We start from the raw sequence: 13576 nt of genomic DNA, 5'->3' as shown, positions 1-13576 counted from the left end.
CGCGCCCCCTCTCCCCGCTCACCCCCAGGCCTGCGCATCCTCCACCACCACGGCGAGGCTGTCGGACAGGCCTGTCAGCACGCCGCGCTGGATGTCGGCCGCCGGCACCACGCCGCCCTTGCCGTCCGGCAGGTCACGGGTGGCGGTGGCCGACGCAACGACCGTCACCCGCCAGCCGTGATCCACCGCCGAACGCACGGTGCTGCTGACGCAGTTGTGGGTCATGAATCCGGCAACGATCATCTCGGCACGCCCGCTGTCGCGCGCCACCGCCTGCAGGTCGGTCCCGGCGAAGGCATTGGCGAGCTTCTTGACGATCACCGGCTCGCCATCGCGCGGGGCGACCGAAGGGACGATCTCCGCCATCGGCCCGGTCGGGTCGAACACCGGGGCGCCCGCCGCGGTGTGGTGGACGATATGGATCACCGGCACGCTGTTGGCGCGGGCAAGAGCCAGCAGTTCTGCCGCCTTCCCCACCGCCGCATCGACGCCCGACAGCCGCAGGGCGCCGTCGGTGTATTCGCGCTGAAGGTCGATCAGCACCAGCACCGCCTTGTCCAGCGGGGCGGGCGTGGCCGGAGCGCCGACGATCTGGCGCAGGGTTTTGGCGGTGTCGGGCTTCATCGGGGGATGCTCCGCGGTCGTTGAATGGTGATGGACGCAATCGTGCCCCGTTCACCGATGCGCAGCCATCCGCTATCCTTGCACCATGACTGTTCAGAAATTCACAGGGTCTCTCGATTGGGACGACCTGCGCGTCTTCCTGGAACTGGCGCGGGCGGGCAGCCTGTCGGCGGCGGCGCGCGGCCTGCGGCTGAGCCACGCCACGGTCGGGCGCCGGCTGGCGGCGCTGGAGGCCGCACTCGGCCGCAGCCTGATGGAGCGCCGGCCGGAGGGCTATGTCCTGACCGAAGAGGGCGAAAGCGTCCGCGCCCTGGCCGAAGCGATGGACGAGCGGGCACAGGCGATCCGCCGCCGCGAGGGCGACGGCGCCGGGCTCACCGGCACCGTGCGGCTGACGATGACCCAGGCGCTGGCCGACATCTTCCTGATCCCCCGCCTGGGGCCCTTGCGGGCGGCCAACCCCGGCCTGGACCTGGAGATCATCGTCGACAACCGCACCCTCAGCCTTGCGCGGCGGGAGGCCGATCTGGCGATCCGGCTGGCCCGGCCGCAGCGCGGCGATCTGGTCGGGCGGCGGCTGGCGACGCTGGGTTATGGGCTCTATTCCGCGCCGGACGCGCCCGACACGCTGATCGCCTATGACGAGTCGATGGCGGAACTGCCGGAAGCGCTTTGGCTGGACCGCCATGGCGGCGGCCGGCGCGTCGCCTTCCGTTCCAACAGCGTGCAGGGCCAGCTTGCCGCGGCGGTCGCCGGCTTCGGCACCGCCTTCCTGCCCTGCATGCTGGCGGACGGCGTGCCGGGGCTTGAGCGCCACCCGCTGCCCCGCCCGCCGCCCAGCCCACCATTAACCCGCGAGGTGTGGCTGCTGGTCCACCGCGACCGCCGTGAGGTGCCGCGGGTGCGGGCGGTGATCGAGCATCTGGTGACGGTGTTCACCGCCGAGAAGGAGCGGTTGGCGGGAAGCGCCGTCGCTCAGTAGCGTGCCGCCATGAAATACAGCCCGTCCGGCGGGCAGGTCGGCCCAGCCTTGGCGCGGTCGCGGGCCTCCAGCGCAAGGCGGACATCGTCGGGGGTCCATTTGCCGGCGCCGACCAACTCCAGCGTGCCGACCATGTTGCGGACCTGATGGTGCAGGAAGGAGCGCGCGGCGGCATGGATGCGGATCTCCTCGCCCTGGCGCTCCACATCCAGCCGGTCGAGCGTCTTCACCGGCGACTTCGCCTGACAAAGCGCGGCGCGGAAGCTGGTGAAGTCATGCTGGCCCACCAGCACCTGCGCCGCCGCGTGCATCGCCTCCGCGTCCAGCGGACGGGTGACGTGCCAGGCCCGGCCGGCATCGAGGGCCAGCGGCGCCCGGCGGTTGACGATGCGGTAGACATAGGCGCGGCCGGTCGAGGTCAGGCGGGCGTGGAAATCCTCGCCCACCGCCTCCACCTCCAGCACCGCGATGGGCGCCGGCTTCAGGTGGAAGTTCAGGGCGTCGCGCAGCTTCAGGCCGGTGAAGGGCTTTTCCAGGTCGAAATGGCAGACCTGTCCCAGCGCATGCACCCCGGCATCGGTGCGGCCGGAGCCATGCACCCGCACCACCTCGCCCGACAGGCGCTGCACCGCCTCCTCCAGGCTCTGCTGCACGGAGGGACCGTTGTCCTGGCGCTGCCAGCCGACGAAGGGACGGCCGTCATACTCGACGGTCAGTTTCCAGCGCTGCACGGCGGTCAGTCCGCGACGGCTTCAGTGGATACGGGGGCGGAAACCGGCTGCCCGACCGCCAGCGCGAAGCCGCGCAGGAAGGCCGCGCCGTCCACCGGCGCCTTGCCGGGACGCTGCACCTTGACCAACCGCACCGCCCCGTCGGCGCAGGCGACCGTCAGCCGCTCGTCCAGCAGCGTGCCGGGCGTGCCCTTGCCGGCCGCGGGTTCGGCGGCCAGCACCTTGATGCGTTCGCCGTTGGCGGCATCGAACCAGCAGCCGGGCCAGGGGGTGAGCGCGCGAACCTGCCGCTCGACGTAATCGGCGGGCTGGGTCCAGTCGAGCCGGCCATCCTCGCGCGTCAGCTTGGCGGCGTAGGTGACGCCCTCTTCGGGCTGCGGCACCGCGGTCAGCGTGCCGGCGGCCAGCCCTTCCAGCGCCGGAGCGATCATGCGGGCGCCGAGCGCCGCCAGCTCGTCATGCAGGCTGCTGGCGGTGGTGGCGGGGCTGATCGCCACCGCCTCTTTCGACAGCATGGCGCCGGTGTCGAGCCCGATGTCCATCTGCATGATGGTGATCCCGGTCTCGGCATCGCCGGCCAGGATGGAGCGCTGGATCGGAGCCGCCCCGCGCCAGCGCGGCAGCAGCGAGCCATGCACGTTGACGCAACCCAGCCGCGGCGCATCCAGGATCGGCTGCGGCAGGATCAGGCCATAGGCGGCGACCACCGCGGCGTCGGCCTTGAGATCGGCGAACTCGGCCTGTGCCTCGGCATTGCGCAGGCTCTTGGGCGTGCGCACGGGGATGCCGTGCTCCTCGGCGAAGCGGTGGACGGGCGATTTCTGCACCTGCTGGCCGCGGCCGGCCGGGCGCGGCGGCTGGCTGTAGGCGCAGACGACCTGATGCCCCGCCTCGATCAGCGCGGCAAGGCTGGGCACGGCGAAGTCCGGCGTGCCCATGAAGACGAGACGGAGCGGGGTCATCTTTTTCTATCGCCGATCTGCTTTTGGGCGGGTCAGGCCGTCGCCTTCTGCATCTTCTGGACCTTCTTCAGCAGGATGTTCCGCTTCAGCATCGACAGGTAATCGACGAAGAGGACACCGTTCAGATGGTCGATCTCATGCTGGATGCAGGTAGCGAGCATCCCGTCGGCCTCGATCTCCTGCTGCTGGTTCTTTTCGTCGAGATAGCGGACGCGGATGCGCTGGGGGCGGGTGACCTCGGCATACTGCTCGGGCACCGACAGGCAGCCCTCCTCGCACACCGCCTTCTCGTCCGACGACCAGACGATTTCCGGGTTGGCGAGGCGGATCGGGTTCGCCGGCTCGCCCTTTTCATGGACGTCGACGACGATGACGCGGTCGAGCACGCCGACCTGCGGGGCGGCCAGACCGATGCCGTTGGCGTCGTACATGGTCTCCACCATGTCGTCCATCAGCTTGACGACGCGCGCATCCACTTCGGCGACGGGTTGCGCCTTGCGCTTCAGGATCGGATGCGGGGCGACGAGGATCGGAAGACGGGCCATGGGTGCTCGATGATGATAGGGGAAGTTCAAAGGGAGAAAGTAGGCGGACCAAGTGTTTTGGTCAAGGAATCGGACCTATGCGAACGGTGCGGAACCGTCCTTCGTGCAGGGTTGCGCCGGACGCCGGTTGGGCGTAGTCGATGCCGATCATGCGTGACGCGACCACCGCCCCCTCTCCTTCCCCGCGCTGGACCCAGGACGCCGCCTTGGCGCTGGTGTTCCTGACCCGCCTGCCCTTGCCCTCAATCGGCCCGCTCAACGGACCGCTGGCCGAAGGCGCTTCGGCGCGGGCGATGGGGTGGTTTCCGGTGGTCGGGGCACTGGTCGGGCTGGCCGGCGGTGCCGTGTTCGCACTGGCGGCATCGCTGAACCTGCCGCCACTGGCCGGGGCACTGCTGGCCTTGGCGGCAACGGTCCGGCTGACCGGCGGGCTGCACGAGGACGGCGCGGCCGACGTCGCCGACGGATTCGGCGGCGGACGCGATCTGGCGCGCAAGCTGGAGATCATGCGCGACAGCCGGGTCGGCAGCTATGGCGTGCTGGCACTGGTCTTCTCGGTCGGCATCCGTGCGGCGGCGCTGGCGGCCCTGCCGGTGCCGGCGGCGGTCGCGGCGCTGGTGGCGGCCGGCGCCCTGTCGCGCTGCGGACTGGCGGCGATGGCTCGCGTCCTCTCCCCGGCACGCCGCGACGGGCTGGCCGCGGCTCAGGGCCGGCCGGCGATGGCGACGGTGCTGCTGGCGCTCGTCTTCGGCATCACAATTGCGGTGGTGACTCTCGGCGGGCTGGCCCTGCCGGCGCTGGCGGCATCCCTCCTGGGGGTGGCCGCGATGGGCGCCCTCGCCCGGCGCCATCTCGGCGGACAGACCGGCGACGTCTTCGGCGCGTCCCAGCAGGTGGCGGAGGCCGCGGTCCTGCTGACCCTTTCCTCCTTCCTGGGGTCCGCCCTCATCGGAGCAGCGGCATGAACGCGATGAGCCTCACCCCCCTGACCGTCACCCGCTGGTGGCTGATCCGCCATGCGCCGGTCCACAACCCCGACAACGTCATCTGCGGGTCGAGCGACCGCGAGGCCGACACCGGCAACCGCGCGGCGGCGGCGGCGCTCGCAGCCAGCCTGCCCGTCGAAGCCCTGTGGCTGACCAGTCCGCTCCGCCGCAGCCGGCAGACAGCCCAGGCGCTGTGGACCCGCAATCCGCGCCTTGCCGACACGGCGGTGGTGGAGCCGGCGTTGGCCGAGCAGGATTTCGGCGACTGGGAGGGCATCAGCCACGACACCGCGGCGATTCGCGATGCGGAGGCGGCGGCGCGCTTCTGGCGCGATCCGGCCCGCCACGCCCCGCCCGGCGGCGAGAGCTTCGCCGCGGTGATGGACCGCACGGCGGCGGCGCTGCGGCGGCTGACCGGCGTCCATGCCGGACGCGATGTGGTTGCGGTGATCCATGCCGGAACCATCCGCGGCGCGCTGGCGCTGGCATTGGATCTGACGCCGGAGGCGGCGCTGCGGCTGCGGATCGACCCCTGGTCGCTGACCCGGATCGATCACTACCACGCCGGGACAGGTTCCTGGTCGGTCGGGGGAGTGAACGCTCAACCCGGAACCTTTTGACCGCGAAAGGCGTTCCCCTGTCTCCGCTGGGCTACCGAACGAGAGGCAGACCATGGTCCATAGCACCACCGCCGGCCACAGCCCTGACCAGGGTGAAGTCAAGAAGCTCTGGGAGATGATGAAGGGCGTCCAGGTCGCGATGATGACGACGCTGGACGACAACGGCCGGCTGAACTCCCGTCCGATGGCGACTTTGTCCCACGCGGGGTTCGAAGACGGCACCCTATGGTTCTTCACCCGCGCCCATTCCGAAAAGGTGGCGGAGATCGACCGCCATTGGCGCGTCAACCTCGCCTACTCCAACCCGGACAAGCAGGATTACGTCTCCGTATCCGGCATCGCCGAGGTGGTGCGCGATCGCGACAAGATCCGCTTCCTGTGGCGCGACATCATGAGCACCTGGTTCCCCCAGGGTCCGGACGACCCGGAGGTCGCCCTGCTGAAGGTGTCGGTCGATCAGGCCGAATATTGGGACAGCCCGTCGAGCACCATGGTCTACGCCTATGGCTATGTGAAGGCGAAGCTGACCGGCCAGTCGCCCGATCCTGGCGACAATGCGAAGATCGCGTTTCAGTAAAGAAGCGTCCCACCGGGCCAGACTGAAATGAAAACGCCCCCCTGCCGACCGCGAGGCCGACAGGGGGGCGTTTTCATTCGAGGTTCAGAAGCGTCAGGGACGCTGCTTACCAGCTCTTCGCACGGGCCGCCGGCTTGCCGTTGCCGTGGGCTTCACGGCGGGCATGGGCGTGGTCCGGGCGGGCATCGCCGCGGTGGTTGTCGTTGCGGGCATAGTCCGGACGCGGGCCGCGCGGGGCGTGCGGACCCTTGGACTCGCCGTTGCGGTGCCACGGCTTGCCGGCGCCGCCACCCGGACGGCCGTTGCGGGCCGGCGGACGACCGGCGCCGCCGGTGGTGAAGGGGCGCGTCGGCTCCAGGCCGGGCACCACATGCACCTCAAGCGTCGCCTTCGTGTAGCGCTCGATGCGGACCAGGGTCTCGCGGTCGGCACGGGAGGCGAAGGACACAGCGATGCCCGAGGCGCCGGCGCGGCCGGTACGGCCGATGCGGTGGACATAGTCCTCCGCCGAGCGCGGCAGGTCGAAGTTGATGACGTGGGTGATGTCGCGCACGTCGATACCGCGGGCGGCGACGTCGGTGGCGACCAGCAGGCGGACCTGACCGGTGCGCAGACGCTGGAGCGTGCGGTTGCGCTTGGTCTGGTCCATGTCGCCGTGCAGGGCGGCGGCGGCATGGCCGGCGGCGCTCAGCTCCTCGGCCAGCGTGTCGGCATCACGCTTGGTGGCGGCGAAGATGATCGCCTTGCCGACCTCTTCCTGGGCGGCGAAATGCTGCAGCAGGCGGCGCTTGTGGTCCATGTCGTCGGCATGGTGCAGACGCTGCTCGACGTTGATCGCGGTCGCCTGGCTCTCGACGGCCACGCGCTCCGGGTTGCGGAGCAGGTTGCCGGCCAGCTGCGCCATGCGGCGGTCCAGCGTGGCGGTGAACAGCAGGGTCTGGCGCGTCGGCGGGCAGCACTTGGCAATGGTCTCGACATCGTCGAGGAAGCCCATGTCCAGCATGCGGTCGGCCTCGTCGAGGATCAGCACCTCGACCTCGTCCAGCGCGATGCGGCGGCGGCCGACATGGTCAAGCAGGCGGCCCGGAGTGCAGACGAGAACGTCGACCGGGCGCGACAGCAGGCGCAGCTGCTCGCGGTAGGGCATGCCGCCGACCACGTCCACGATGTTCAGCTTCATGAACTTCGCGTATTTGCGGGCGGCGTCGGTGACCTGCTTGGCCAGCTCGCGGGTCGGGGCCAGAACCAGCACGCGCGGGGTGGCGGCGCCGTTCAGCGGCAGTTCGGCGGTGCGGGTCAGCGCCGGCAGCATGAAGGCGGCGGTCTTGCCGGTGCCGGTCTCGGCGGTGGCGAGGATATCGCGGCCCTGAAGCGCCGGCGGAATGGCGGCGAGCTGGACCGGGGTGGGAACGGTGTATTCGAACGCCTCAAGGGCCTTCAGGACGAGCGGGTGCAGGCCGAGTTCGGAAAACGTCAAGTCGTAACAACCTTCTCAAAGCAACACGGCACGGCCCCGCGCGCCCCGATGGCGGGCGTGGGACATACCGGCGGACTCGCCGGGAGGAGGTCGATAGAGGGAGAGGCGTCTATCCGATGCAGCGGCCAGTGCGCCCCAGAACCTTGGAGGCGTTCGCCGTTGCGCAATCACAGCGCGTCTCGCTCAAGAGACGCGCGAGCCTCCAGCGATCAAGACGCCCTACATAAGCTATTGCGCCGCACAAGACAAGGGGCATCGCCAAACGAGCCCCGCGTCGTTCACTTGACGACCATGCGTTCGATGTAGACGTCGCGGATCAGGCCGGTCCCGGCTTCGCGGTTCACGGCGTCCCTGATGCTTTGTTTCAGAAAGGCGGCGGAACCGGTGCCGGTCAGCGCTTCGGCGCCGGCCTGGCTGACGGTCTGGAACAGCCGGTCGGCGATGCGGTCCTGGTAACGCAGGACGCGCTCGGCCTCCACCTTCGGCGCCAGCACCAGCGAGACCTGCATCTCCACCGCGCGCAGGCCACCGAGCGGAACCTCGATCGCCGGCAACTGCGCAAGACTGGGCTTCGGCCCCATGCGCGCCTCGATCCGCCGCTGTTCCACGATGCGGTCCACCGCGATGCCGCCGCCATAGGCCAGCCCCGCCAGGGTCAATAGCGCGATCAGGACGACGATCAGCGTGCGGGTCGGATGGGCCGGTTCGGAATGGGGCGCATTGTGCGCGGCGAGCGCATCCCGCGCATCCCGCCCCAGCGGATCGGGGGGTGGGGCCGGGTACGGCGTTCCGTGCAGCGTGCGATGCGTGGCCATGGTCGGCCTCCTCCGGGCCGGACAGGGGCATGGAGGAGTCTACCGCCGCCGCGGTTAAGATTCGGTGGAGGTGGGGACGCCGCCCTGGAGCGGACGCCCCCACTTGAGTCCTCCGGTCGGCGCTCAGGCCGCTACGGCCATCCGCCCTTCCCGCGCGCGCATCAGCAGCCACACCGCCGACACACCCAGCAGCTTCGACGCGAGGCTGGCGGCCCACACGGTGGGGTCCCAGATGTCCAGCATGCCGAAGAAGATGGCGGTGTCGACCGGCACCGACAGGGCGGCGCTGATCCACAGACGGTCGCGCAAGGGCCGGCGGGTGATGGTGAAGACCGCCCAGTCGATCATCTCCGACACCGCGAAGGCGACGACGCTGGCGGTGGCGACGAAGGGATCGGTCAACAGATAGGACAGCACGGTGCCGCCCAGCATGGCGGCGAGCGCCCAATGGCCGAAGCGCACCTGGACCATGTCGCGCAGGATGAAGATCAGCCCGGCCCAGCAGGACCAGACCAGATCCAGGTGCGGAAACAGGCTGAAGGCGAAGTTGATGGCAAGAATGCTGCCGATATAGGCGGCGAGCCAGAGCATGGCGTTGATCCTCCGAGAGCGGACCCGCGGCAATACGGGCGCCGGTGACCGGAGCAGTCCCCGCGTGAATGCGAGCGCCCCGAAACCGCCGTTGCTATCAGAACATCGCCGTGGTGGGAAGGTGCCGCGTGGCCCCCCTCGCACCGGCCCTCATACCGGCTTCGCCTCGCTCTTCATCAGGGCGTAGGTGTAGCTGTCCACCAGCGCTTCCATCGAGGCCTCGATGATGTTGGTGGACACGCCCAGCGTCGACCATTCGCTGCCATCGGTCCGCGCGCTACGGATCAGCACGCGCGGCATGGCGCCGGTGCCCTCCTTGGCGGCCAGGATGCGGACGCGGTAGTCGGACAGGCTGACATGGGCCAGCGCCGGATAGACCGGCTCCAGCGCCTTGCGCATGGCCACGTCCAAGGCGTGGACCGGGCCGTTGCCGTCCGCCACCTCCAGCCGGATGGCGTCGCCGACGCGAACGCGCACCACCGCCTCCGATTCCACCACCAGCTTGCCGACCGCGTTGTAGCGGCGCTCGTCGGTGACGTGGAAGCGCAGAAGCTCGAAGAAGCGCGGCACCTCGCCCAACTCGCGCCGGACCAGCAACTCGAAGCTGGCCTCCGCCGTATCGTAGGCGTAGCCGTCGCTGTCGCGCTGCTTCACCAGATCGAGCAGGCCGGCCAGCCGGTCGTCCTTCGCGTCCACCGCCATGCCGATGTCGCGCAGCCGCACGATCAGGTTGGAGCGGCCGGCCTGGTCGGACATGACGATCTGGCGGCGGTTGCCTATGGCCTCCGGAGCGACATGCTCGTAGGAGGACGGGTCCTTCTCCACCGCCGAGACATGCAGCCCGCCCTTATGGGCGAAGGCGCTGGCGCCGACATAGGGCGCATGGCGGTTGGGCGCGCGGTTCAGCCGGTCGTCGAAGGCGCGGCTCAGCTGGGTCAGAAGATGCAGGTCCTCGCGCCGGATGCCGGTCTCGTAGCCCAGCTTCAGCATCAGCGTCGGGATCAGCGAGACGAGGTTGGCGTTGCCGCAACGCTCGCCCAGCCCGTTGATGGTGCCCTGGACCATCCGCGCGCCGGCCCGCACCGCGGCCAGCGAATTGGCGACCGCATTCTCGGTATCGTTGTGGCAGTGGATGCCCAGCCGGTCGCCGGGGATGCCGTGCGTCTCCACCACCTCGCGCACGATGGCGTCGATCTCGTGCGGCAGGGTGCCGCCGTTGGTATCGCACAGCACGATCCAGCGCGCGCCGGCCTCGTACGCCGCCTTGATGCAGGAGACGGCATAGGCCGGGTTGCGCTTGTAGCCGTCGAAGAAATGCTCGGCATCGAACAGCGCCTCGCCTTTGGCGGCATGGAGGGCGGCGATGCTGTCGCGGATCAGGTCGAGGTTCTCCTCGCGCGGGATGTTCAGCGCGACATCGACATGGAAGTCCCAGGTCTTGCCGACCATGCAGACCGCCTTGGCACGCGACTGCGCCAGCGCGGCCAACTGCGGGTCGTTGGCGGCGCTGCGGCCGGGGCGGCGGGTCATGCCGAACGCGGTGAAGGTGGCGCGGGTCAGCTCCGGCGCCTCGGCGAAAAACTGGTCGTCGGTCGGGTTGGCGCCCGGCCAGCCGCCTTCGACATAGTCGATGCCCAGCCGGTCGAGGTCCTTGGCAATCGCAATCTTGTCGGCGACCGAGAAATCCACGTCCTGGGTCTGCGCCCCATCGCGCAGCGTGGTGTCGTAAAGATAGATGCGTTCGCCCGTCATCGCCGCCTGACCCGTCTTAAGCCGGTGGAACGGCAGAAGGTCCGCCGCCCCGTGGAAAGCCGGGAGAATGGACGATGCGGCGCCTGCGCTCAACCGTTTTGAGAAGAAACTTGCGAAAACCGCCCCTTTGCCGCAACGGAAGGGATTGGCGGCCGGAACAGGCCGGCCGGAGCGGAATGGCCGGTCACGCGGTCCGCACCTGCCGGATGAAACGCTCCACCTCCGTCGACAGCCGGTCGGCGTCGGCGGACAAGATATCGGCCGCACCAAGCACGTCGCGGGCGGCGCTGCCGGTGTCGTCGGCCGCCTGACGCACCACCACGATGTTGGAGGAAATCTCTTCCGTTCCCACCGCGGCTTGCTGGACGTTGCGGGCGATCTCGCGCGCGGCGGCATCCTGCTGGTCGATCGACGCGGCGACGGAGGCGGCGATGCGGTTGATGTCGTCGATGGTCCGGCCGATCTCGGTGATCGCGTCCACCGCTTCGCCGGTCACGCCCTGCATGCTGCCGATCTGGCTCGCGATCTCCTCGGTCGCCTTGGCCGTCTGGTTGGCGAGGTTCTTCACTTCGCCGGCCACCACCGCAAACCCCTTGCCGGCCTCGCCGGCGCGCGCCGCTTCGATGGTGGCGTTCAGCGCCAGCAGGTTGGTCTGCGCGGCGATGGCGTTGATCAGCTGCACGACGTCGCCGATGGCCTTGGCATGGTCGGCCAGCTGGCGGATGGTGGCATCGGTGCGGCCGGCCCGTTCGGCGGCGTGGCGCGCGACGGCCGCCGTGTCGCTGACCTGCCGGGTGATCTCCCCGATGGAGGCGGCCATTTCCTCGGCCGAGGCGGCGACGGTCTGCACGTTGGCGGAGGTCTGCTCGCTGGCACCCGCCACCGCCGCGGCCTGCGAGCGGCTCTGCTCCGCCAGCGTCGACAACGACCGCGCGTTGGCGGTCAGTTGCCCGGCGGCGCCGCTGACCTGGGCGACCACGCCGCGAACCGCCTGTTCGAACCGGTCGGCCAGTTCGGCCATCATGCGGCGCCGGTCGGCCTCCATGGCCTGTTTCTGCCGATCCTGCTCCGCCTCCATGCGCTGCTTTTCGATGGCATTGTCCTTGAACACGGCCACGGCGCGGGCCATCCGGCCGATCTCGTCGCCGCGGTCGGTCGCGGGAACCGTCACGGTCACGTCGCCACCGGCCAGCCGGGCCATGGCGGCGGTCATCGCCGTCAGCGGTGCGATCACCCGGCGGATCACGATGGCGATTCCGGCCGCCAGCAGCAGGGCCGCGCCGGCAAGCAGCATCCAGGAGCCGCGGCGCTCGCGCTCGTAGGACAGCTGGGAGTCGGCGAAGTCGTTGCCGGCGACGCGGACCTGAAGGTCGATCAAGCCGCTGACATGCTCCGTAACCGGGTCGATGGTAGGGTACAGGTCGCGAGCGACGAAGGCTTCCAGCCCCGCCTTGTCGCCGCCATCCAGAACGCGCAGCAGCGTGGCGACGCCGGCGTCGGCCCGTTCCATCGCCGCCCGCGTCTCCGCCACCATCCGGGACTCTTCCGCCGTCAGCGAGGTGGAGGTGTAGGCCTGCCAGCGCTCACGCACCGTGGTCAGGGCCTTGCGCACGGAAGCGGCGCCGTCGGTCCAGGGCATCGCCCCTCCGCGGACCTTGTGCGAGGTGTCGACGATCATCACCGCATAGGCGTCGGAGACGATCTTCAGGTCCCGCAGCGGCACCACCCGGTCCTCATAGACCGACTTCATCCGCCCATTGGCGGTTTCCAGCGTGGTGATGCCGTTCAACGCCTCGAAGCCCAGCATCAGGCCGAGCGACGCGAGAACCCCAACCAGAATCATGCGCAACGACATTGCCATCCCCCGCCGCGGCGTCACAGAACTGCAACACCGCAGACCGGTATGGATCAGGACTATTGCTTAAGGCAATGCGAGGTGTTGACGCATACACCCATAGTCGGGGATGGGAGGAGCCTTTCAGCGTGCAAACAGGCGGTAGAGCGCGGAATGGTCCAGCGCGCCGTCTCCCTGTTCGACCAGCATCTCGAACAGTTCCAGCGACAGGCCCAACGTCGGAAGGTCGATGCCGGACTGCTGGGCCAGTTCCTCCGCCTGGCGCAGATCCTTGACCTGGGTGGTGACGCGGCCGCCCGGCGTGAAATCGCCGCTGACCATGCGGCCGCCATGCAGGTCGAGGATGCGGGATTCGGCGAAGCCGCCGCGGATGGCGTCCCGCACCTTCGCCGGATCGGCGCCGGCCGCACGCGCCAGGGCCAGCGCCTCCGCCACCGCGCCGATGGTCAGGGCGACGATGACCTGATTGGCGGACTTGGCGATCTGTCCGGCGCCGCTGGCCCCGACATGGGTGATGCGGCGGCCCATCGCCTGCAGCACAGGCAGTGCGCGGGCGAAGGCGGCGTCGGAACCGCCGGCCATGATGGTCAGGGTCGCAGCCTCCGCCGCCACCGTGCCGCCGGAAACGGGGGCGTCGAGCCAGTCGGCGCCGGCGGCGGCGGCCCGCTCGGCGAGCGCCCGGGTGGCGGCGACGGCGGTGGTGCCCATGTCGATCACCAGATGACCCGGGCGCAGGACCGGCAGCAGCGCCTCGGCCACCGTCTCCACCGCCGCCGTATCGGTCAGCATCAGTATGATGGTCCCGGCCTGTCCGGCGACCGCGGCCGGACCAGTGGCGGCGATCATGCCCTCCGCCGCCAGTTCGGCGACCGGGCCGGGGCTGCGGCTGGTCACCACCGGCTCCGCACCGGCGCGGGCCAGGGCGCGGACCATCGGCTTGCCCATCAGGCCGAGCCCGATGAAGCCGATGCGCTGGCCGGAGAGGTCGGGGCGGGTGGTCTCTTCGCTCATGTCCAGGCTTTCGATAAAATTCCGGGCCGGTAAAATTCCGGGCTTTCA

At 69.8% G+C, this 13576-nt stretch carries 14 protein-coding genes; 4 read left to right on the top strand and 10 right to left on the bottom strand.

From position 1 onward, the window contains the following. Window positions 1-18: 18 nt before the first annotated feature. A complete protein-coding gene (locus J2Y49_RS02855; protein WP_310112053.1) occupies window positions 19-624 on the bottom strand; it encodes a cysteine hydrolase family protein in 606 nt (201 codons plus the stop codon). Window positions 625-709: 85 nt separating this feature from the next. On the opposite strand from J2Y49_RS02855, the gene J2Y49_RS02850 reads away from it, so the two are divergent. Next, window positions 710-1606 carry a LysR family transcriptional regulator gene (locus J2Y49_RS02850; RefSeq protein WP_310112050.1) on the top strand — a complete coding sequence of 299 codons (897 nt, stop codon included), beginning with the start codon at window positions 710-712 and terminating at the stop codon, window positions 1604-1606. On the opposite strand, the gene truA is transcribed toward J2Y49_RS02850, so the two are convergent. Genes truA through def form a run of 3 tightly spaced genes read right to left on the bottom strand, consistent with a single transcriptional unit; the run spans window position 1600 to window position 3844 of the window. Beyond that, the gene (gene truA, locus J2Y49_RS02845) at window positions 1600-2337 is read right to left on the bottom strand and encodes a tRNA pseudouridine(38-40) synthase TruA (RefSeq protein WP_310112047.1); all 738 of its coding nucleotides are present in this window, start codon (window positions 2335-2337) and stop codon (window positions 1600-1602) included. The two genes, J2Y49_RS02850 and truA, sit on opposite strands and share 7 nt — an antisense overlap. Before the next feature lie 5 nt (window positions 2338-2342). Further along, entirely contained in the window at window positions 2343-3299 is a 957-nt protein-coding gene (fmt, locus tag J2Y49_RS02840; protein ID WP_310112044.1) for a methionyl-tRNA formyltransferase, read from the bottom strand. 32 nt (window positions 3300-3331) lie between these two features. Then, the gene (gene def, locus J2Y49_RS02835; RefSeq protein WP_310112040.1) at window positions 3332-3844 is read right to left on the bottom strand and encodes a peptide deformylase; all 513 of its coding nucleotides are present in this window, start codon (window positions 3842-3844) and stop codon (window positions 3332-3334) included. Between the two features lie 140 nt (window positions 3845-3984). Between def and cobS the strand changes: the two genes are divergently transcribed. The 3 genes from cobS to J2Y49_RS02820 are packed head-to-tail and all read left to right on the top strand — an operon-like array spanning window position 3985 to window position 6027. Then, on the top strand, window positions 3985-4809 hold the full coding sequence (gene cobS, locus J2Y49_RS02830; protein WP_409017770.1) for an adenosylcobinamide-GDP ribazoletransferase: 825 nt from the start codon (window positions 3985-3987) through the stop codon (window positions 4807-4809). Further along, window positions 4806-5450: a histidine phosphatase family protein gene (locus tag J2Y49_RS02825; protein ID WP_310112034.1), complete on the top strand. Its 645-nt coding sequence runs from the start codon at window positions 4806-4808 to the stop codon at window positions 5448-5450. The genes cobS and J2Y49_RS02825 overlap by 4 nt, the downstream gene beginning before the upstream one ends. A 52-nt stretch (window positions 5451-5502) precedes the next feature. Then, on the top strand, window positions 5503-6027 hold the full coding sequence (locus J2Y49_RS02820) for a pyridoxamine 5'-phosphate oxidase family protein (RefSeq protein WP_310112031.1): 525 nt from the start codon (window positions 5503-5505) through the stop codon (window positions 6025-6027). Window positions 6028-6133: 106 nt separating this feature from the next. Here the strand turns inward: J2Y49_RS02820 and J2Y49_RS02815 are convergent, their stop codons facing one another. From J2Y49_RS02815 to J2Y49_RS02790, 6 genes are all read right to left on the bottom strand, one after another. Further along, entirely contained in the window at window positions 6134-7504 is a 1371-nt protein-coding gene (locus J2Y49_RS02815) for a DEAD/DEAH box helicase (protein WP_310112028.1), read from the bottom strand. A 278-nt stretch (window positions 7505-7782) separates the two neighbouring features. After that, the gene (locus J2Y49_RS02810) at window positions 7783-8319 is read right to left on the bottom strand and encodes a flagellar basal body-associated FliL family protein (protein ID WP_310112025.1); all 537 of its coding nucleotides are present in this window, start codon (window positions 8317-8319) and stop codon (window positions 7783-7785) included. 123 nt (window positions 8320-8442) lie between these two features. Then, on the bottom strand, window positions 8443-8910 hold the full coding sequence (locus J2Y49_RS02805; protein ID WP_149222314.1) for a preQ0 transporter: 468 nt from the start codon (window positions 8908-8910) through the stop codon (window positions 8443-8445). 150 nt (window positions 8911-9060) lie between these two features. After that, the gene (gene cimA / locus J2Y49_RS02800; RefSeq protein ID WP_310112021.1) at window positions 9061-10662 is read right to left on the bottom strand and encodes a citramalate synthase; all 1602 of its coding nucleotides are present in this window, start codon (window positions 10660-10662) and stop codon (window positions 9061-9063) included. Between the two features lie 184 nt (window positions 10663-10846). Beyond that, on the bottom strand, window positions 10847-12517 hold the full coding sequence (locus tag J2Y49_RS02795; protein ID WP_310112018.1) for a methyl-accepting chemotaxis protein: 1671 nt from the start codon (window positions 12515-12517) through the stop codon (window positions 10847-10849). Between the two features lie 123 nt (window positions 12518-12640). Then, a complete protein-coding gene (locus J2Y49_RS02790) occupies window positions 12641-13528 on the bottom strand; it encodes an NAD(P)-dependent oxidoreductase (RefSeq protein ID WP_310112015.1) in 888 nt (295 codons plus the stop codon). Window positions 13529-13576: the final 48 nt, after the last annotated feature.

This window comes from Azospirillum sp. BE72 (assembly GCF_031455875.1).
GTDB lineage: Bacteria > Pseudomonadota > Alphaproteobacteria > Azospirillales > Azospirillaceae > Azospirillum.
This window is presented reverse-complemented; position numbering and strand designations above follow the sequence as displayed.